Source organism: Aeromicrobium duanguangcaii, assembly GCF_024508295.1.
Classification (GTDB): Bacteria; Actinomycetota; Actinomycetes; order Propionibacteriales; family Nocardioidaceae; genus Aeromicrobium; species Aeromicrobium duanguangcaii.
The window spans coordinates 218,848-236,442 of sequence record NZ_CP101990.1; the positions used below are offsets into that span (position 1 = coordinate 218,848).

19 protein-coding genes are annotated in these 17,595 nt (G+C 71.1%); 15 read left to right on the forward strand and 4 right to left on the reverse strand.

The features are described from left to right. Window positions 1-76 precede the first annotated feature (76 nt). Window positions 77-1,249 (reverse strand): pyridoxal phosphate-dependent aminotransferase, encoded by a 1,173-nt coding sequence (locus NP095_RS01100; protein WP_232418063.1) that lies wholly within the window; start codon window positions 1,247-1,249, stop codon window positions 77-79. A gap of 242 nt (window positions 1,250-1,491) precedes the next feature. Here NP095_RS01100 and NP095_RS01105 point away from each other — a divergent pair, with 242 nt between their 5' ends. The 6 genes from NP095_RS01105 (at window position 1,492) to NP095_RS01130 (ending at window position 5,530) form a co-directional block, all read left to right on the forward strand. Next, on the forward strand, window positions 1,492-2,148 hold the full coding sequence (locus NP095_RS01105) for a class E sortase (protein WP_232418061.1): 657 nt from the start codon (window positions 1,492-1,494) through the stop codon (window positions 2,146-2,148). Between the two features lie 36 nt (window positions 2,149-2,184). After that, complete coding sequence (pyrE, locus tag NP095_RS01110) at window positions 2,185-2,829, forward strand: orotate phosphoribosyltransferase (RefSeq protein WP_232418059.1); 645 nt, start codon at window positions 2,185-2,187, stop codon at window positions 2,827-2,829. After that, the gene (locus NP095_RS01115; protein WP_232418057.1) at window positions 2,826-3,434 is read left to right on the forward strand and encodes a TrmH family RNA methyltransferase; all 609 of its coding nucleotides are present in this window, start codon (window positions 2,826-2,828) and stop codon (window positions 3,432-3,434) included. Before pyrE ends, NP095_RS01115 begins: the two co-directional genes overlap by 4 nt. Before the next feature lie 31 nt (window positions 3,435-3,465). After that, window positions 3,466-4,482: a class II fructose-bisphosphate aldolase gene (gene fbaA / locus NP095_RS01120; protein ID WP_232418055.1), complete on the forward strand. Its 1,017-nt coding sequence runs from the start codon at window positions 3,466-3,468 to the stop codon at window positions 4,480-4,482. Between the two features lie 178 nt (window positions 4,483-4,660). Further along, the gene (locus NP095_RS01125; protein ID WP_232418051.1) at window positions 4,661-5,095 is read left to right on the forward strand and encodes a universal stress protein; all 435 of its coding nucleotides are present in this window, start codon (window positions 4,661-4,663) and stop codon (window positions 5,093-5,095) included. A gap of 30 nt (window positions 5,096-5,125) precedes the next feature. After that, the gene (locus tag NP095_RS01130; RefSeq protein WP_232418049.1) at window positions 5,126-5,530 is read left to right on the forward strand and encodes a DUF3151 domain-containing protein; all 405 of its coding nucleotides are present in this window, start codon (window positions 5,126-5,128) and stop codon (window positions 5,528-5,530) included. Window position 5,531: 1 nt separating this feature from the next. Here the strand turns inward: NP095_RS01130 and NP095_RS01135 are convergent, their stop codons facing one another. Genes NP095_RS01135 through NP095_RS01145 form a run of 3 tightly spaced genes read right to left on the reverse strand, consistent with a single transcriptional unit; the run spans window position 5,532 to window position 9,220 of the window. Beyond that, window positions 5,532-6,422, reverse strand: coding sequence for a diacylglycerol/lipid kinase family protein (locus NP095_RS01135; RefSeq protein WP_232418047.1), 891 nt, complete (start codon window positions 6,420-6,422; stop codon window positions 5,532-5,534). 9 nt (window positions 6,423-6,431) lie between these two features. Then, complete coding sequence (locus NP095_RS01140) at window positions 6,432-7,832, reverse strand: condensation domain-containing protein (protein ID WP_232418041.1); 1,401 nt, start codon at window positions 7,830-7,832, stop codon at window positions 6,432-6,434. After that, a complete protein-coding gene (locus NP095_RS01145) occupies window positions 7,829-9,220 on the reverse strand; it encodes a condensation domain-containing protein (protein WP_232418039.1) in 1,392 nt (463 codons plus the stop codon). Before NP095_RS01145 ends, NP095_RS01140 begins: the two co-directional genes overlap by 4 nt. A 249-nt stretch (window positions 9,221-9,469) precedes the next feature. Here NP095_RS01145 and NP095_RS01150 point away from each other — a divergent pair, with 249 nt between their 5' ends. From NP095_RS01150 to NP095_RS01190, 9 genes are all read left to right on the forward strand, one after another. Beyond that, the gene (locus NP095_RS01150; protein ID WP_255668938.1) at window positions 9,470-10,753 is read left to right on the forward strand and encodes an adenylosuccinate synthase; all 1,284 of its coding nucleotides are present in this window, start codon (window positions 9,470-9,472) and stop codon (window positions 10,751-10,753) included. A gap of 29 nt (window positions 10,754-10,782) precedes the next feature. Then, a complete protein-coding gene (locus tag NP095_RS01155; protein WP_232418035.1) occupies window positions 10,783-11,310 on the forward strand; it encodes a hypothetical protein in 528 nt (175 codons plus the stop codon). A gap of 150 nt (window positions 11,311-11,460) precedes the next feature. Continuing rightward, the gene (locus NP095_RS01160) at window positions 11,461-11,991 is read left to right on the forward strand and encodes a hypothetical protein (RefSeq protein WP_232418033.1); all 531 of its coding nucleotides are present in this window, start codon (window positions 11,461-11,463) and stop codon (window positions 11,989-11,991) included. After that, window positions 11,988-12,926, forward strand: a complete 939-nt coding sequence (locus tag NP095_RS01165) for a hypothetical protein (protein WP_232418031.1) — start codon at window positions 11,988-11,990, stop codon at window positions 12,924-12,926. The genes NP095_RS01160 and NP095_RS01165 overlap by 4 nt, the downstream gene beginning before the upstream one ends. Continuing rightward, on the forward strand, window positions 12,920-13,675 hold the full coding sequence (locus tag NP095_RS01170) for a hypothetical protein (protein WP_232418029.1): 756 nt from the start codon (window positions 12,920-12,922) through the stop codon (window positions 13,673-13,675). Before NP095_RS01165 ends, NP095_RS01170 begins: the two co-directional genes overlap by 7 nt. A gap of 53 nt (window positions 13,676-13,728) precedes the next feature. After that, window positions 13,729-14,643: a hypothetical protein gene (locus NP095_RS01175; RefSeq protein ID WP_232418027.1), complete on the forward strand. Its 915-nt coding sequence runs from the start codon at window positions 13,729-13,731 to the stop codon at window positions 14,641-14,643. Window positions 14,644-14,709: 66 nt separating this feature from the next. Next, window positions 14,710-15,261, forward strand: a complete 552-nt coding sequence (locus NP095_RS01180) for a hypothetical protein (protein ID WP_232418025.1) — start codon at window positions 14,710-14,712, stop codon at window positions 15,259-15,261. Between the two features lie 9 nt (window positions 15,262-15,270). Then, complete coding sequence (gene purD, locus NP095_RS01185; RefSeq protein WP_232418023.1) at window positions 15,271-16,515, forward strand: phosphoribosylamine--glycine ligase; 1,245 nt, start codon at window positions 15,271-15,273, stop codon at window positions 16,513-16,515. 59 nt (window positions 16,516-16,574) lie between these two features. Continuing rightward, the gene (locus tag NP095_RS01190; protein WP_232418021.1) at window positions 16,575-17,585 is read left to right on the forward strand and encodes an AsnC family transcriptional regulator; all 1,011 of its coding nucleotides are present in this window, start codon (window positions 16,575-16,577) and stop codon (window positions 17,583-17,585) included. The last annotated feature ends 10 nt before the right edge of the window (window positions 17,586-17,595 follow it).

The window sequence follows — 17,595 nt, forward strand, 5'->3', positions numbered from 1 at the left end:
GTCCCCCTCCGGATGTTCGCTTCCGAGGACTCTAGGGTGTGACCCGTGACACCTGCAAACGTGAGTTGCAGCAGTGTCAGGTGAGGCGTCTGAGCCCGCGCAACCGCTCGGCGGCCTCCTCGAGGACGGTGTCGCGCTTGCAGAACGCCCAGCGGACCAGCGTCCGTCCCGGGTTCGAGCCGTCCGGCCGGTCGTCGAAGAACACCTGGTGGGGGATCGCCACGACGCCGGCCAGGCCCGGCAGGGAGCGGCAGAACTCCAGCCCGTCGGTGAAGCCCAGCGCAGCGACGTCGGTCGTGGCGAAGTAGGTGCCGTCGGGCACGAAGACCTCGAAGCCGGCGGACTCCAGGCCCGCGCACAGCAGGTCGCGGCGGCGCTGCAGGTCCGCGGTGAAGGACGAGAAGAACGAGTCCGGCAGGTCCAGCGCCTGCGCCACCGCGTGCTGGAAGGGCGCGCCGGAGGTGTAGCTCAGGAACTGCTTCGCGCCGAACAGCGCGGAGACGAGGTGGGCCGGCCCGGTGGCCCAGCCCACCTTCCAGCCGGTGAACGAGAAGGTCTTGCCGGCGCTGCTGATCGTCAGGGTCCGCTCGGCCATCCCCGGCAGGGTCGCGATCGGCACGTGGGGCACGTCGAAGGTCAGGTGCTCGTAGACCTCGTCGCTGATCACCACGAGGTCGTGCTCGATCGCGACCTCGGCGATGGCCGCCAGCTCGTCGGCGGTCAGGACCGCGCCGGTCGGGTTGTGCGGGGTGTTCAGCACGATCGCGGTGGTGCGCGGCGTGACGGCGGCGCGCAGCTCGTCGACGGGCAACCGGAAGTCCGGGGCACGCAGGGTGACGGCGCGGTGCCGTGCGCCAGCCATCTGGATGACGGCCCGGTAGGAGTCGTAGTAGGGCTCGAGCACCAGGACGTCGTCGCCGGGATCGACCAGGCCCAGCACGGCGGCGGCGATGGCCTCGGTCGCTCCGGTCGTGACGACGACCTCGCGCCCGGGGTCGACGTCGATGCCGTGGAAGCGGTGCTGATGTCGCGCGATCGCCTCGCGCAGGGCGGGGATGCCCATCCCGGGCGGGTACTGGTTGTGGCCCTCGGCGATCGCTCGGCGAGCGGCCTCCTTGATGACGTCCGGCCCGTCCTGGTCGGGGAAGCCCTGACCCAGGTTGATCGCGCCGGTGGAGGTCGCCAGCTGCGCCATCTCGGCGAAGATCGTGACCCCGAGGCCGTCGAGCCGGGCGCTGTGCTGTTTCACGCCTCGACGATAACGGCGAGCGCCGGAGCGGCGCCGTGACGGAGGCAGAAAATAAAAGGTCGGCCCGCCGTTCTCGGGGGGTGAAACGGCGGGCCGACGGCAGACTCGACGGCTCTGAAGAGCTCCTCGAACCTGCATGTCCATCATACATGCGCGCTGGTGGGGCCGAAGTGAAATGAGCAAGATGAACGTCACATTTTCAACTTCCGTGCAGGGTTGGACAGCGACCGGACAATGGAGTCATGTCCGGTACCTCCACGCGCCCCCGCGGGTCCCGCCTCCTGCTGGTCGTGGGGCTCGTCCTCGTGCTGGCCGGTCTCGGCGTCCTGGGGTGGGTCGGCTGGCAGTACTTCGGCACGAACATCGTGTCGCAGCGCCAGCACGAGAAGATCCGCGACGAGATCGTCGAGGAGTGGAAGAAGCCCGCCCAGGCCGACGAGAAGAAGATCGACGGCCGCGGACTGCTGCGCGTGCCGCGCTTCGGCCAGGACTTCGAGGTGCCGATCCTCGACGGCGAGGATGACGCGACGCTGTCCAAGGGAGTCGGGCGCAACACCGACAGCGCCCTGCCGGGCGAGGTCGGCAACATCGTCCTCTCGGGCCACCGGATCACCCACGGCGAGCCGTTCCGCAAGTTCCTGGACCTGCGCGCCGGGGACGAGATCGAGATCGAGACGCGGACCCACGTCTACACGTACCGGCTGCTGCAGGACGGTGACGAGACCCGCGTCCCGTTCACCACGTCGTGGCCGCTGTGGCCCGTCCCCGATCCGGACGCCGCCGGCGAGAAGCCGACGAAGGCCCTGGTCACCCTCGTGACCTGCTCGGAGCTGTTCCGCACCGACGACCGGAACGTGGTCATCGGCGAGCTGGAGAAGACCACCCCCAAGGACGCCTGAGGCGGTGGGCCCACGCGGTCGTCCTAGGCTGTGCGCGTGCACGACTACCAGCGCCGCTTCATCGAGTTCGCCCTCGAGCACGACGTCCTGCGCTTCGGCGAGTTCACGTTGAAGTCCGGGCGCACGTCCCCCTACTTCTTCAACGCCGGATCGTTCGACACCGGCTCGCGGCTGTCCGCGCTCGGCGGGTTCTACGCCGACGCCATCGCTGCCGCCGGACTCGAGTTCGACGTGCTCCTGGGCCCCGCCTACAAGGGCATCCCCCTGGCCGCCGCCACGGCGGTGCAGCTGGCGGACGCCCACGACCGTGACGTCCCGTGGTGCTTCAACCGCAAGGAGGCCAAGGACCACGGTGAGGGCGGCCTCTTCGTCGGCGCCGAGCCGCGCGGGCGCCTGCTGGTCGTGGACGACGTCATCACGGCCGGCACCGCCATCCGTGAGGTGATCGCGCTGGTCGACGGCCTCGACGCCACGGTCGCGGGCGTCGTGGTCGCGGTCGATCGACGCGAGCGCGGCACCGGCGAGCTGTCGGCCATCCAGGAGGTCGAGCGCGACCACGGGATCGCCGTCACGTCGATCGTCACCTTCGACGACATCATCGAGTACCTGCAGGAGACCGGGCGCTTCGCCGAGCACCTCCCGGCCGTCCGCGCGTACCGCGAGCAGTACGGAGTGGCGTGACCGTCGGTCCGTGGCAGGGCCCGTGGCCCGAGGACCCGCGCTTCGACCCGGAGCTGCTGCGCGAGGGCGACACCCGCAACGTCGTCGACCGCTACCGCTACTGGACGGTCGAGGCGATCGTCGCCGACCTCGACCAGCACCGGCACCGCCTGCACGTCGCGATCGAGAACTGGCAGCACGACTTCAACATCGGGTCGATCGTGCGCACCGCGAACGCCTTCAACGTCGGGGGAGTCCACATCATCGGCAAGCGCCGCTGGAACCGGCGCGGCGCCATGGTCACCGACCGCTACGTCCACGTGCATCACCACGAGGACGTCGAGTCCTTCGCCGCCTGGGCCCGCGAGGCCGGGCTCGCCGTCGTCGGCGTGGACAACCTGCCCGGGGCCGTGCCACTGGAGACCACGACCCTGCCGCGCGACGCCGTCCTGCTGTTCGGGCAGGAGGGTCCGGGCCTGACTTCTGAGGCTGCTGAGGCCTGTGAGTCGATGGTGGCGATTGCCCAGTTCGGCTCCACGCGCTCGATCAACGCCGGTGCCGCGGCCGCGATCACGATGCACGCCTGGATCCGTGAGCATGCCGACCTGACATCGGTGGAATACTGACGGGAACGAGACTTTCCACACAGGAGGACCCATGCCCGTCGCCACTCCCGAGGTCTACGCCGAGATGCTCGACAAGGCGAAGAACAACTCCTTCGCCTATCCCGCGATCAACGTCTCGTCGTCACAGACGCTGAACGCCGCCCTGGCCGGTTTCGCCGAGGCCGGCAGCGACGGGATCATCCAGGTCTCCACCGGCGGAGCCGACTACTTCTCCGGCCCCACCATCAAGAACATGGTCTCCGGCTCGCTGGCCTTCGCCGCGTTCGCGCAGGAGGTCGCCAAGAAGTACCCGATCAATGTGGCCCTGCACACCGACCACTGCCCCAAGGACAAGCTCGACGGATTCGTCCGTCCGCTGCTCGAGGCGTCGACCGAGCGCGTGAAGAGCGGCGGACTGCCGTACTTCCAGTCGCACATGTGGGACGGCTCGGCCGTGCCGCTGGGCGAGAACCTCGAGATCGCGCAGGAGCTGCTGGCCAAGGCGCACGCCGCGAACGTGATCCTCGAGGTCGAGATCGGCGTCGTCGGCGGCGAGGAGGACGGTGTCGAGGCCGAGATCAACGAGAAGCTCTACACGTCGCCCGAGGACGCCATCGCGACCGCCGAGGCGCTCGGCCTGGGCGAGAACGGCCGCTACCTGACGGCGCTGACGTTCGGCAACGTGCACGGCGTCTACAAGCCCGGCAACGTCAAGCTGCGTCCCGAGGTCCTCAAGGCCGCCCAGGACGCCGTCGCCGCGAAGTTCGGCAAGGAGCGCCCGTTCGACTTCGTCTTCCACGGCGGATCGGGCTCGCTGCCCGAGGAGATCAGCGCCGCCGTCGACTACGGCGTCGTCAAGATGAACGTCGACACCGACACCCAGTACGCGTTCACGCGCCCGATCGTCGGCCACATGTTCCAGAACTACGACGGCGTCCTCAAGGTCGACGGCGAGGTCGGCAACAAGAAGGCGTACGACCCGCGCGCCTGGGGCAAGGCCGGCGAGTCCGGCATGGCCGCGCGCGTCGTCGAGGCGTGCCTGAACCTGCGCAGCGCCGGCACGCACTGACGCACCAGCACCACACGAAACGGCGGGGACGAGTCGATCGTCCCCGCCGTTCGCATGTCCGCGCCGGGGTCGCCGTCCGGGGGGTGGGATCCCGCTCCAACCCCGACCGCAGGGACCCCCGGGACCACTACGCTCCGGGTGGAAGCCGGACGTCCCGCGCCCGGCCGGAAGGGGAATCATGGCCAAGATCGTCGTGACCGGCGTCGACAACTCCCAGACCGCGGCCGCCGCCGCCCACACGGCCGCTGTCCTGGCGTCCGGCCTGGGTGCCCGGCTGCACATCCTGTCGGCCTACGGCAGCTTCGAGGCCGAGCGGATCACCCACGGGAAGGCCGAGGTCCTGGTCACCACGGAGCTGACCGCCAAGGGCGTCGCGGAGGACGTGTTCACCGACCTGCGCAAGAACTTCCCCGGCCTCGAGATGACCTACGCGCCGGCCGAGGGCAACCCCGCCGATGCCCTGGTCAAGGCCGCCGAGGAGCTCGCCGCCGACGTGATCGTCGTGGGCAACAAGCGGGTGCAGGGCCTGTCGCGGATCCTGGGCAGCATCGCCCGCGACGTCGCCGCCCACGCCCCGTGCGACGTCTACATCGCCCACACCCACCAGAGGTGAGGCTGGGCGGTCGCGTCTAGGCTCGCCAGCATGACCAACCTGCTGGGAGAGCCGCCCGAGACCCTGCTGCCGGAGGACCCCGGTGCCGCCCTGCTGGCCGAGGGCGCCGGGCCCGACGAGGTGGCCGAGCGCCATCCCGACTCGGTCGCCGCCTGGGCCCGACTGTCCGAGGCCGCTCTCGCGCAGGGACGCGATCTCGAGGGGTACGCGTTCGCGCGGACGGCCTACCACCGGTCGCTGGACTCGCTGCGCCGCAACGGGTGGAAGGGCTTCGGCCCGGTCCCGTGGTCGCACGAGGCGAACCGCGGGTTCCTGCACTCGCTGGCCGTGCTGGCCACCGCGAGCGAGCGCCTGGGCGACGACGCCGAGGCGCACCGCTGCCGCGAGTTCCTGCGCGAGTCCAGCCGCGAGGGCTACGAGGCGCTCGTCGGCTGACTCAGGCGGACGCGCCGGTCTTCGGCAGGCGCATGCGCAGGCCGCCGGGCGTCACGTTCCACGCGTGCTCGGTGCGCATCTCGGTGAGCTCGCCGTCGGTGGTGCACCGGACGGCGTCGCCGACCACCTTGACCGACGTCGCCCGGGTGTAGTGGACGAAGTCGGCGTCCGGGTGCGTCCCGCGGCGCAGGTGCAGTGCGTAGGCGATGCGCTGCGGCACCCGGGCGGCGAACGCCACGGCCACGTCCATCAGTCCGTCGTCGATGACCGCGTGCGGCAGCAGTTCGCCGCCGCCGCCGACGAACCGGCCGTTGCCCACCGCCACTTGCGCGATGTGCCCGCTGAGCGTGCGGTCGTCGATGGTCACGTGCACGTCCGCGCTGCGGGTGAAGAGGGTCGAGAGCGCGCCCAGCACGTAGGCCAGGGGACCGAGCGCCCACTTGACCGGCTCGGCACGGGCGGCGGCCTCGGCGCCGATCCCCACGTGGGCGGCGTTGACGACGACGATGTCGTGGTCGTCGACGATGAGGTCGATGTCGCGCTCGACGCCGGCGGCGAGGTCGCGGGCAGCCGACACCGGGTCCTCGTCCAACTCGAGCGTGCGGGCGAAGTCGTTGCCCGTGCCCAGCGGCACGAGTCCCACCGCCGTGTCCGGCAGCCGGCCGGCATCGTGCAGGGCCTGGACGACGGCATGCAGGCTGCCGTCGCCGCCCATGGCGACGACGAGGTCCGCGTCGGGATGCTCCGCGAGCGTCCGGGCGAGATGGTCGGGGTCCTGCGTGGCGACGTGCTCGACGTCAGCGGCGTGCCGCAGGGCGCCGAGCGCCTCCTCGATCACGGTCTCGTCGGACGAGCCTGCACCGGCGTTGCTGACCGCGAGCCATGAGTTCACGGCTCGACGCTACCGGTTCAGTGTCTGGCGCAGGATGTTCGAGGCGTGCGTGAAGAACCGATCCACGTTCTCGATCGCCGTCGGCGTCTGCGGAACGCTGCACATGACGTACAGATCGGTGGGCGTGCGGTTGATCCACACGTTGACGTTGTCGTCGTAGCCCTGACCGGTCGTGCCGTAGAAGCGGTCGGCCGCCCACTTCTCCTGACCGGGGATCATCCGGCCGTCCAGGTAGGACACGATCGCGGGGCGGCTCGTGTCGTCGGGGGAGAAGCCGAAGACCTCGCGGATGACCTCCACGACGCGCAGGGCGGGGACGGGCTCGCACACGCGGGCGTCGCGGAACTTCTGGCGCACGCCGCGGGCGATCTCGAACAGGCCGTCGCCGGGGGCGACCGGGATGTGGATCGGCAGGACGTTGACCATCCAGCCCATCGTCGTCAGGGTCTCGGGGGTGTTGCGGGTCGCGACGGGGTTGAGGAAGCGATAGGCGCTCTTGCCGACCAGGTCGCGCGCGGCCATCGCGAAGGACGCATAGATGACCGAGGGGAACGTGGCGCCCTCCTGCGTGGCGATCTCCTCGAGCCGCTCGCACTCCTCGCCGGTGAGGATGTCGTAGTCCATCGGCACGAGCCAGAACCGCTCGCCCTCGGCGATCCCCAGGTCCATCGGGAAGCCGTCCTTCTCGCCGGCGCCGTCCATCGCGTAGTCGGCCCAGAACTGCATGGCCGGGTGCTCGATGTCGTACTGCTGGGCGTCGGCGAGCTCCTGCTGGGCGTACGTCATGTAGCCCAGGGTCGGCGGCAGCTCGGTGTGCGGGCGTCCGGTCTCGGCGGCGTAGAGCTGGGACAGCTCCATGTACGCCAGCAGGACACTGAACCCGTCGCCGTAGCAGTGGTCGAGGCCGCAGAAGATCGTCGAGCGATCGGCGCCGGACACCCCGGCGATCGCGTAGCCGAAGTTGTCGATCGGATCGACGGCGTCGGTGAAGTGCTTGAGGATAACCTGGTTGACCCCGTCGCCCGTGTGGGCCCCGAGCGGCGTCACCGAGACGCTCAGGTCCTCCGGGTCGATCGCGTGACGCGTCATCTCGCCGTCGGGGTTGCTCGGGTCGTCGCGGAAGGTGCCCCACATGACCTCGTGGCGGCGCAGCCACCGGGTGACGGCGCGCTCGAGGGCGTCGACGTCGAGCGTGCCGGGCACGTCGAAGCACAGGCCGAGCCAGTTGGCGTCGGCCGAGCCCACCCGTTCCATCGCGCGGCGAAGACGGACGTGCTGGTCCTGCATGTAGGACGGTCGCTGGCCGTTGGCCGGCGCCTCGGCCAGGGCGGCTCGGGACTCCTCGGACGGACGCAGCAGGAAGACCTCGCCGTCGATCGTCTCGAGCTCCTCGATCCGAGCCATCCTCATGCCAGTGCCTCCATGGGGTCGTTCACCTGGCGCGTCACCGCGACCATCTGGTCGCGCATGCGGCCCATCACGCGGTCGAGCCACTCGGTGCACGGCGGGGTGTCGGGCGCGCGGTGAGCCAGCTCGGTGCCGTAGGGCATGGCGTTGATGTAGATGTGCATCTCGTCGCTGGGCTCGACCTCGCCGAGGAAGACGGTCGAGTCCATCTCCTCCCAATCCTCGCGGCCCGGGACGTGGCGCGAGTCCATGAACGACAGGACGGTGGCCGGACGCATCGAGGTGCCCAGGAGCCGGTTGGCCAGGGGGAGGGGGACGGTCTCGGCGGTCTTGCCGAACATCCACGCCTTGGCGCAGCGCGCGATGGCCTCGGTCAGGGGCAGCTCGGGACCGAGGTCGACGGTGATCGGAACGACCCCGGAGAACCAGCCGATCGCCTTGTGCCATTCGGGGCGGTTGCGGTTGTGCGTGGACATCAGGACCGTGATCCGGTCGTCGTCCTCCTCGGCGACCATCGCGCGCAGCAGCACCGCGGTGTACGCCAGCGGCTGGGGCGCGCGCTGCTGGTCGCACCACAGCCGGAAGGCCTCGCTGAGCTTGGGCCCGGCGAAGGTGGGGAACCGCAGCCGGTGGCGCAGCTCGTCGCCGCGGCGCACGCCGGTGGCGCGGGGCAGCCCGGGCAGGTTGCCGGTCGCGTCGGCGGCTCGCCGCCACGGCTCGAGGGCAGGGCTCTCGGCGGTGATCGAGCCTTGGACGGCGCGCTGCTCGACCGCGAAGTCGACGTAGCTGCCGACGGGCGCGGGCAGCGGGGCATGGTTCAGCTCGGCCTCGAGGTGCTGCTTCAGCTCGCCGATCGTCAGGTAGGCGCTGTAGCCGTCGAAGGTCACGTGGTCGAAGGCGGCGAAGACCGTGATGTCGCCGTTCTCCTCGGTGACGGTCAAAACCGTGGCGGCCGGCCACGACAGCGGGCCGGTCCGGTCGTCCAGCTCGGCCATGATCACGTCGAAGGCCTCGCCGCGGTCGGCGTAGTGGCCGAGGTGGCGCGGCTGGAAGCCGATCAGCTCGGGCTCGACGATGCGACGCTCGAAGGTGTCGTCGTCGCGGCGCACGAACATGCAGCGCAGGCTCTCGTGGCGGGCGCAGAACCGGCGCAGCGTGCCGGCGAAGGAGACGAAGTCGGCGCCGTGCAGCGTGGCGCGCATGCCGATCCACGGGTTGACCTCGTCCTCGGGCCGGCGCGGCACGCTCGCGACCTGGAGGCGGCGCTCCTGGTCGGGGGTGACGGGGCGGGGATCGGGCGCGGTCGTCGCGAAGGCGCGCATGGTCGAGGACCGCGGCACCCACAGGTGGACATCGCCCGGGGGGACGAGTGTCAGACGGTGGGGATGCATGGGCTCTCCTTTGGCCGCCGGATGGTGCCGGGGGGATGCAACTCACAGTTACATGATGTGTGGCACGCAGGCTACTGCACTTCGGCGTGACGTCGATCACTCGGGTGAAAGTGGTGCAGATGCCCGATATTCGGGCGCGGAACGCTCCCGTGGCCCCACAGCCACCCCCCGCGTGCTGCATCCTCGGTAGGATTGGTGCGCAAGAGCCCCCATTGCGGGGCTTTCCGTCTGGTGGAGGAGTGGCAACGCATGCCCGCAGTCGTGATCGTCGGAGCTCAGTGGGGTGACGAGGGCAAGGGCAAGGCGACCGACCTCTTGGGCAGTCGCGTCGACTACGTCGTGAAGTTCAACGGCGGCAACAACGCCGGCCACACGGTGGTCATCGGCGACGAGAAGTACGCGCTGCACCTGCTGCCCAGCGGCATCCTCTCGCCCGGCTGCGTCCCCGTCATCGGCAACGGCGTCGTGATCGACCTCGACGTCCTGTTCCAGGAGATCGACGGGCTGAACGCGCGGGGCATCGACACCTCGCGGCTGCTGGTCAGCGCCAACGCGCACGTGATCGCCGACTACAACCGCACCTTGGACAAGGTCAACGAGCGCTTCCTGGGCAGCCGCAAGATCGGCACCACCGGCCGCGGCATCGGCCCGACCTACGCCGACAAGATGAACCGGCTGGGCATCCGCATCCAGGACCTGTTCGACGAGAAGATCCTGCGCGCCAAGGTCGAGGGCGCCCTCGACCTCAAGAACCAGATCCTCACCAAGATCTACAACCGCCGCGCGGTCGACGTCGACGAGATCGTCGAGTCGCTGCTCAGCCACGTCGACCGGCTCCGCCCGATGGTCGCGGACACGACGCTGGTGCTGGAGCAGGCGCTCAAGGCCGACAAGACCGTCCTGCTGGAGGCCGGCCAGGCCACGCTGCTCGACGTCGACCACGGCACCTACCCGTTCGTGACCAGCTCGTCGGCCACCACCGGCGGCGCCTGCACCGGCTCCGGCATCCCGCCCACGCGCGTCACGCGCGTCATCGGCATCGTCAAGGCCTACGCCACGCGCGTCGGTGAGGGCCCGTTCCCGACCGAGCTCTTCGACGAGGACGGCGAGCGCCTGCGCATCAACGGCGGCGAGTTCGGCACCACGACCGGCCGCCCGCGGCGCTGCGGCTGGTACGACGCGCCGGTCGCCCGGTACGCGGCCCGGATCAACGGCGTCACCGACTTCGTCCTGACCAAGCTCGACGTCCTGACGGGCTGGGACCGGATCCCGGTCTGCGTCGCCTACGACGTCGACGGCGAGCGGGTCGACGAGATGCCGATGACCCAGACCGGCTTCCACCACGCGAAGCCGATCTACGAGTACTTCCCGGGCTGGACCGAGGACATCAGCGGCGCCCGTGAGTTCTCGGACCTGCCGGCCAACGCCCAGGCGTACGTCCGGGCCGTCGAGGCGATCAGCGGCGCCCGGATCAGCACCGTCGGTGTCGGCCCGGACCGCGAGCAGACGATCGTCCTGCACGACCTGCTCTGAGGTCCGGCGCCGTCATGGGGGAAGACGATGTGAAGGACGTCCAGTACGAGTGGCGTGCCCACCGGTGGTCCCGGTGGGGGCCCGCCCACCTGGTGAGGCGCCGGAACGCGATCGAGGTCCAGCTCGGCGACGTCGTCGTCGGCATCGATCTGACCGACCGTCGTCCCGCCGCCGAGCGGCAGGCCGCCCCGTACCGCAGCGTCTTCGCCGACGGCGTTCCCGTCACGTGGAACGGTGAGCAGGTCGCGACCGTCACGACCTCGTCCGGCGGTCGCACCGGTCTGGCGCGACGGCAGCAGCTCGCGGTGACCGGTGACGACCGGTTCGTGCTGCCGGGCCTGGCGTTCACCCATCGCGCGCTCCCGCTCATGCTGACCCTGCGCAGCGGCGCGGGGAGCCTCGTCGCCTCCCGGCGGTGGGCCTCGCCGCTGAACATGGCCGTGACCGAGTGGTCGATCGTGCGCGAGCACGACCTCGTCCCCCCGAAGGTGGCCCGCGAGGCCCGGCCCGAGCACATCGCCCTGTGGCTCGCGGTCAAGGAGGCCCTCGCGGTCTGACGTGCCAGCGCTGCTCCCCGCGACCGCTTCGCCTGCGCCGACTGTCGGAGTATCGCTAGGGTGTGGTCCCATCGCGGGTGGCTCGGGGGTCACGCCCCTCGGTGGCTCGCGACGGGGAGACCTGCCGATGAGCGCCCGGGGGAGACGACGTTGAGCGACAGAGTCCGGTACGAGTGGAGCCGATTCAGCCGGAGCTGGTGGGGACCGGTGCACGTGGTGGTCCGGGTGAACTCGGTCGAGGCGACCGTGGGCGAGTCGAGGGTCGTGCTGGACCTGACGGACCGCCGCCCGGCCGACGTACGGCGCAAGCACCCCATGCCCGTCCCCTTCCGCGAGGGGGTTCCGGTCGAGCTCGATGGTCAGCAGGTGGCCGTCGTCACGAACGCGCCGAAGAGTCCGCTCGGGATCTTCTTCCGCCGCGCCGTGCGGCAGGTCAGCGGTGACCCGTCCTTCGTCCTGCCGGGGATGCGCCTCACCCTGCGCGCGTTGCCCGTGTTCCTGACGTTGAGGGCCGACTCCGGGACCCTGGTGTCCACGCGGCGGTGGGGAGCCCCGTGGGACGACGTCACCTGGCACTTCTCGCTGCCGGGTCGTTTCGGGGTCGTTCCGCCGCGGGTGGCCCGAGGCACCCGCCCCGAGCACGTGGCGTTCTGGTTCGCGATGAGGGAGACGCACCGATGACCGTCGAACTCGATCACGAGAAGCTCACCCTGGCCGCCACGCGCGCCGAGGCGCTGGCGTCCCGGATCCGCACGAACGCCGCCGCGGCACGGCAGGCGAGCCCGGTCCACCTGCCCAGCCTCGACGGCATCGAGAAGAAGGCCGACTGGCTCGAGGAACAGGTCAAGGTCCTGACCGGCCTGGCCGACACGGCCCTCCTGCTCGACGAGTCCGGACAGGTCGACCTGCCGCTCGAAGAGGTCGGCGCCGTCCTCGAGGAGGTCCTGGGCTCGTACCTCACGGCGAAGTTCAACAGCAACTACGGCCTCGGCGACAACACCGACTTCCCGTGGATCGAGGTCGGGATGGGTCTGTACAACCTGCGGGGGATCAGCCAAGGGGTCGCCCCGGTCTTCCAGACCGGCTTCGTCGGCCAGCGACTGCTGCAGCAGATGAGGAACGGCGGGCCGTTCAGCTCCCGCATCGCCGACTTCATGGTCAGTGGCGGCGGCAGGCACCAGGGCCTGCCGAAGTCCCTGCTCGCGCCTCCGGCGCGCGTCGGCGGAAAGATCCCGCTTCCCACGGGCGGTTGGGCCGACCCGCTGGCCAAGGGGGTGCCCCGCGGCGGCCTCGCGTTGATGCGGGGCGCAGGAGTCCTCGGCGGTGGCCTCGCCACGGTCAACGGCGGCGTCAACCTCTACCAGCAGGGCCGCCCCGACAAGGCGTTCAAGCGCGGGGGCGCCGGGTATGTCGCCGACGTCGCCGAGACCGCGTTCAGTGCCTCGTCCACGGCCTTCCTGATCGCGCCCAACCCCGCCACCGGCGCAGCCGCCGTGGGCAGCGGACTGGTCTGGGCCGGCGCCGAGGTCGTGGACAATTGGGACGACATCACCGAGAAGACGTCCGCCATCAGCAAGAAGGCCTCGAAGGCCTGGGACAAGGTCACCCCGTGGTGACCCCCGTGAACGACGACACCGCCAAGACTGGAGCTGCTGTGCCTCACCTCGACGAGACCTTCCTGCAACTGACGGTCGGCTACGACGATCTGCTGCTGCTCGCGCAGGTGCACGCCGGCACGACCGCGCCTGGCGACGTGCCCGCCCGGCTGCGTCAGGCAGGACTCGTCGGGTCTGCCGGCCTCAACCCCACGGCCGCCGGCCTGGTCGAGGTCGCCGTGGCTCCGGCGCGGTCCGTGGTCGTCGAGCGCTTCGACGGATCGACCCTGTCGCCGATGTTCATCGGCTGGCTGCCGGACGGGCGCGCCACCACCAGTGCCCCGGATGCCGAGGGAGCGGTCGTCGTGACGGCCACCGAGTTCGGCCTGCTGCGCGACCAGCTGCGTCAGTGGCTGGGGATCTTCCATCGCGAGGTCGCCGGCGACCGCCAGGTCGTCACCACCGACACGACCGTGCTCGACGACGCCGTCTCGGCGCGCGGTGTCGAGCCCACCGGCGACGCGGCCCTCGACGCGATCATCGAGAACTGGCGGCTGGCGTGGCGCGCCAACGGCAACTGGGCGCAGCGCGGCATCGACGCAGGCGTCACGATCGTCGACGCGGGCAGCCAGGGCTGGTACCGGGTCGACCACCCGCCGCGCGAGGGCGCCGAGCCGGTCGACGTCACGCTCGTGCCGCTCGACCTGGAGGCCGTCCTCGCGGCGCTCGGCGACGTCGTCACGGGCCGCACCGCCGCGTCCGACGACTGACCCGCTCCGCCCATCCCACCGTCCTCCGCTCGGGAGAGGAACGCACGTCCCCCATGACCGTCGAACTCGACTACGAACTGCTCACCGCCGCCGCCACGCGCGCCGAGGAGCTCGCCCAGAAGATCCGCACCAACGCGGCGTCGGCGCGCAGCGCCAGTCCCGTCGCGCTGCCCAGCCTCGACGGCATCGAGAACAAGGCGACGTGGCTCGAGGAGCAGGCCACGATGCTCTACGGACTGGCCGACGTGGCGGTGCTGCTGGACTCGTCGGGCGAGGGCAGGGTGTCGATGTCGCTCGCCGGCATCCAGGAGCAGCTCAACGACATGCTCGGCGAGTACCTGGGCGCCGAGTTCGGCAACATCTTCGGCAACGACGACGACTTCCCCCTGATCTCCCTGGCCACGGCGCTGGGCAAGATGACGAAGATGTCGCGCGGCGTCGCGCCGGTCTTCCAGACCGGTCTCGTGGGACGCGCGATGCTCACGAAGCTCGCGCAGCAGTCCGGGCGGGCCGGCGACTGGGCGCGCTGGATGCTGAACGGTCCACGCCACCTGGCGCCGCCCACCAGCCTGCTCAAGCCGCCGAAGTGGGTGAACACGCCCGGGTCACCCCTGCGCAACGCGGGATGGGGCAGCCCGTCGAGCTTCCGGACCAGCGGCCTGGGCGCCCTGCGCGGCCTGGGCATCGTCGGTGGTGTCGTCAGCACGGGCGCCGGCGTGGCGAACCTCGTCCAGCAGGGCAACCCGATCGACGCCTTCGAGCGCGAGGGAGCCGGGTACGTCGCCGACGTGGCCGAGACGGCCTTCAGCGCCTCGACGACGGCTTTCCTCGTCGCGCCGAACCCCTTCACCGGCGCCCTGGCCGTCGGCAGCGGCCTGGTGTGGGCCGGCGCCGAGGTGGTCGACCACTGGGACGAGATCAGTGAGACGGCCTCGAAGGCCTGGGACACCATCAGCTTCTGGGACTGACGACGCATGACCGACCTCCACGCGTCCCCGGACGCACCGCAGCGGGACGAAAGGGACGAGCCGCCGATGACCGAATCGCTCGCGACCGAGCAGCCGAGCCGTCAGGACTCCGCCGAGCTGACGCGGGTCCTGCGCGTCCTGGAGCGCCAGCGCACACGCCCCGAGGTCATGGCCGAGTTCTTCGCCGGGGTGGGGGCACGGGGCGTCGTGATGGTGCTGGCCACCACGGTGTCGGAGCCGTCCCGCGAGGACGTGGCCGGCTGGGACCGCCTGCCCGACCTGCTCCGCGACGGCCTGTACGCGGCGGTCTCGTGGCCCGAGTTCGACGCGGAGGCCTTCGGCGCCGACCTGGCCGAGCTCTTGCGCGACGCGGACGACGGCCGTCGCGCCACCATCTCGGCCATCACGTCCTTCCTGCTGGCGTCGGGCCGGTACGACGCCCGCCTGCTGGGCGGCTGGAGCCGCGCGTTCGACGAGCTGAGCCTCCCGCAGGACGTCCCGCTGACGTGGGGGTCCTTCCTGACCGGGGTCGACGAGCCGCAGCCGTGGAGCGCTCTCGCCGTGACCGCGCGCCAGAGTGCGGCCGCGGATGGACAGGAGACGGACGCCCCTCGCTAGGCTCGGCGCGTGAAGGTTCTCGTCATCGGCACCGGCGGCCGTGAGCACGCCCTGGCCCTGGCCCTGTCCCGCGACTCCCAGGTCACCGAGGTGCACGCGGCGCCGGGCAACCCCGGCATGGCGAAAGTCGCCTCGCTGCACCCCGTCGACCCGCTCGACGGAGCGGCCGTCGCCGACCTCGCCTCGCGAATCGGCGCGGACCTCGTCGTCGTGGGCCCGGAGGCCCCGCTCGTGGCCGGCGTCGCCGACGCCGTCCGCGAGGTCGGCATCGCCTGCTTCGGCCCGAGTGCCGAGGCCGCCCAGCTCGAGGGGTCGAAGGCCTTCGCCAAGCAGATCATGGCCGCGGCCGACGTCCCCACGGCGCTCGCGCGGGTGTGCGAGACGCCCGAGCAGGTCGCCGACGCGCTCGACGCGTTCGGGGCGCCCTACGTCGTGAAGGACGATGCCCTGGCCGCGGGCAAGGGTGTCGTCGTCACCGAGGACCGTCAGGTCGCCTTCGACCACGGCGTCTCCTGCGACCGTGTCGTGATCGAGGAGTACCTCGACGGCCCCGAGGTCTCGCTGTTCGCGATCACCGACGGCTCGACGGTGCTGCCGCTGCAGCCCGCCCAGGACTTCAAGCGCGCACTCGACGACGACGAGGGCCCCAACACCGGCGGCATGGGCGCCTACACGCCGCTGGACTGGGCGCCCGAGGGTCTCGTGGCCGAGGTGTCCCGGCGGGTCCTCGTGCCGACGGTCCAGGAGATGGCCGCGCGCGGCACACCCTTCCAGGGCCTGCTCTACGCCGGTCTGGCCCTCACCGGTCGCGGCACCAGAGTGGTCGAGTTCAACGCGCGCTTCGGCGACCCCGAGACCCAGGCGCTGCTGTCGCTGCTGAAGACCTCGCTCGCGGCGCTGCTGTACGGCGCGGCGACCCAGACGCTCGCCGAGGTCGGCCTGCCCCAGTGGCACGACGGAGCCGCCGTGACGGTGGTCATCGCGTCCGAGGGCTACCCCGAGGCGCCCGTCACGGGCGACCGGATCGAGGGGGTCGAGGAGGCCGACGCGCTCGAGGGCGTCGACGTGATCCATGCCGGAACGAAGATGGACGAGGACGGCAATCTCGTGACGGCGGGCGGCCGGGTCCTGTCGGTCACGGCGGTCGGCGCCGACCTTCAGGAGGCGCGCGAACGCGCCTACGCGGGGGTCGGACTCATCTCGATCCGCGGCGCTCACCACCGCAGCGACATCGCCCGCGACGTCCCGCGCTGACGGCGCCGTTGCGTGGACGCGGGCGAGCGGTGATCCGCAGGAGCGATATCGTCCGACGCATGTACGCATCGGCGCAGTGCCTGCCGGAGCTCCCGGAGATCGATCTCGCCCTGGTCCACGCGCTCCAGGTCGCCCCGCGGGCGCCGTGGAGCGCGATCGCACGCACGATCGGCGTCGATCCCGCCACGGCGGCACGACGGTGGGACCGGCTCGTCGAGGAGCGGCTGGCGTGGTTCGTCGTCCGGCCCAGCGCGGAGCAGTTGGCTCCCGACCGCGACGGCGTCCTGCTGAAGGTGCGGTGTCGTCCCGGCACCGAGGTCCGCGTGGCCGAGCGGGTCGCCGCGGTGCGCGGGGTCTACTCCGTCGACCTGCTGGCCGGCGACGATGACCTGGCCATCGTCGTCATCGGTCGCGGGATCGCCGCGATGCGCCAGATGGTGGATGAGCTCGTGGGATCCGACCCCGACATCCTCCGCACCCGGATGTTCTTCCTGGCCGAGGTGCACCGCGAGGACGGGCAGTGGCAGCTCGACGTCCTGACCGACGAGCAGAAGAGCGGTCTGGAGCGGCCGCGGACGGGCCCGGCGACCCCGCCCGACCCTGAGACGCTCGAGAAGATCACCCAGATCCTGATGGAGGACCCGCGCATGAGCGTGGCCGACATCGGCCGCCGCCTCGACAGGCCCGAGCCGACGGCACGGCGCCTGCTCGAGCGCGTGCTCAACTCCGGTGCGCTCCGGCTGGGGTGCGACGTCGTGGCCTCGGCCGGAGGCGCCGGGCGCGCCGTGATGCTCGAGGTCTGCACGGACGACCCGCTCACCGCCGGTCACGTCATCGGCGCCGAGTCGCGAGTCGTGCGCTGCGCCGCGGTCGTCGGACCGGCGAACCTCGCCCTGGTGGCGCGGTTCGCCGCGCTGGACGAGAACTACGACCTCGAGTTGCGGGCCGCCGCGATCGTCCCGGGGTGGCGGGTCGCCGACCGGGCCACCGTGGTGCGCAGCGTCAAGCGTCAGGGCCGCGTTCTCGACGACGAGGGGCGGGTCGTCCTCGATCCGTACGGGGCCGCCTGACCGCTCGCTG

Excerpts from the sequence above, each read along its gene's own strand:
- NP095_RS01145 (WP_232418039.1), bottom strand. The coding sequence starts at position 9,220 with ATGCATCCCCACCGTCTGACACTCGTCCCCCCGGGCGATGTCCACCTG.
- NP095_RS01190 (WP_232418021.1), top strand. The coding sequence starts at position 16,575 with ATGTACGCATCGGCGCAGTGCCTGCCGGAGCTCCCGGAGATCGATCTC.
- NP095_RS01125 (WP_232418051.1), top strand. The coding sequence starts at position 4,661 with ATGGCCAAGATCGTCGTGACCGGCGTCGACAACTCCCAGACCGCGGCC.
- NP095_RS01150 (WP_255668938.1), top strand. The coding sequence starts at position 9,470 with ATGCCCGCAGTCGTGATCGTCGGAGCTCAGTGGGGTGACGAGGGCAAG.
- NP095_RS01165 (WP_232418031.1), top strand. The coding sequence starts at position 11,988 with ATGACCGTCGAACTCGATCACGAGAAGCTCACCCTGGCCGCCACGCGC.
- NP095_RS01105 (WP_232418061.1), top strand. The coding sequence starts at position 1,492 with ATGTCCGGTACCTCCACGCGCCCCCGCGGGTCCCGCCTCCTGCTGGTC.
- fbaA (WP_232418055.1), top strand. The coding sequence starts at position 3,466 with ATGCCCGTCGCCACTCCCGAGGTCTACGCCGAGATGCTCGACAAGGCG.
- NP095_RS01140 (WP_232418041.1), bottom strand. The coding sequence starts at position 7,832 with ATGAGGATGGCTCGGATCGAGGAGCTCGAGACGATCGACGGCGAGGTC.
- NP095_RS01130 (WP_232418049.1), top strand. The coding sequence starts at position 5,126 with ATGACCAACCTGCTGGGAGAGCCGCCCGAGACCCTGCTGCCGGAGGAC.
- NP095_RS01175 (WP_232418027.1), top strand. The coding sequence starts at position 13,729 with ATGACCGTCGAACTCGACTACGAACTGCTCACCGCCGCCGCCACGCGC.
- NP095_RS01180 (WP_232418025.1), top strand. The coding sequence starts at position 14,710 with ATGACCGAATCGCTCGCGACCGAGCAGCCGAGCCGTCAGGACTCCGCC.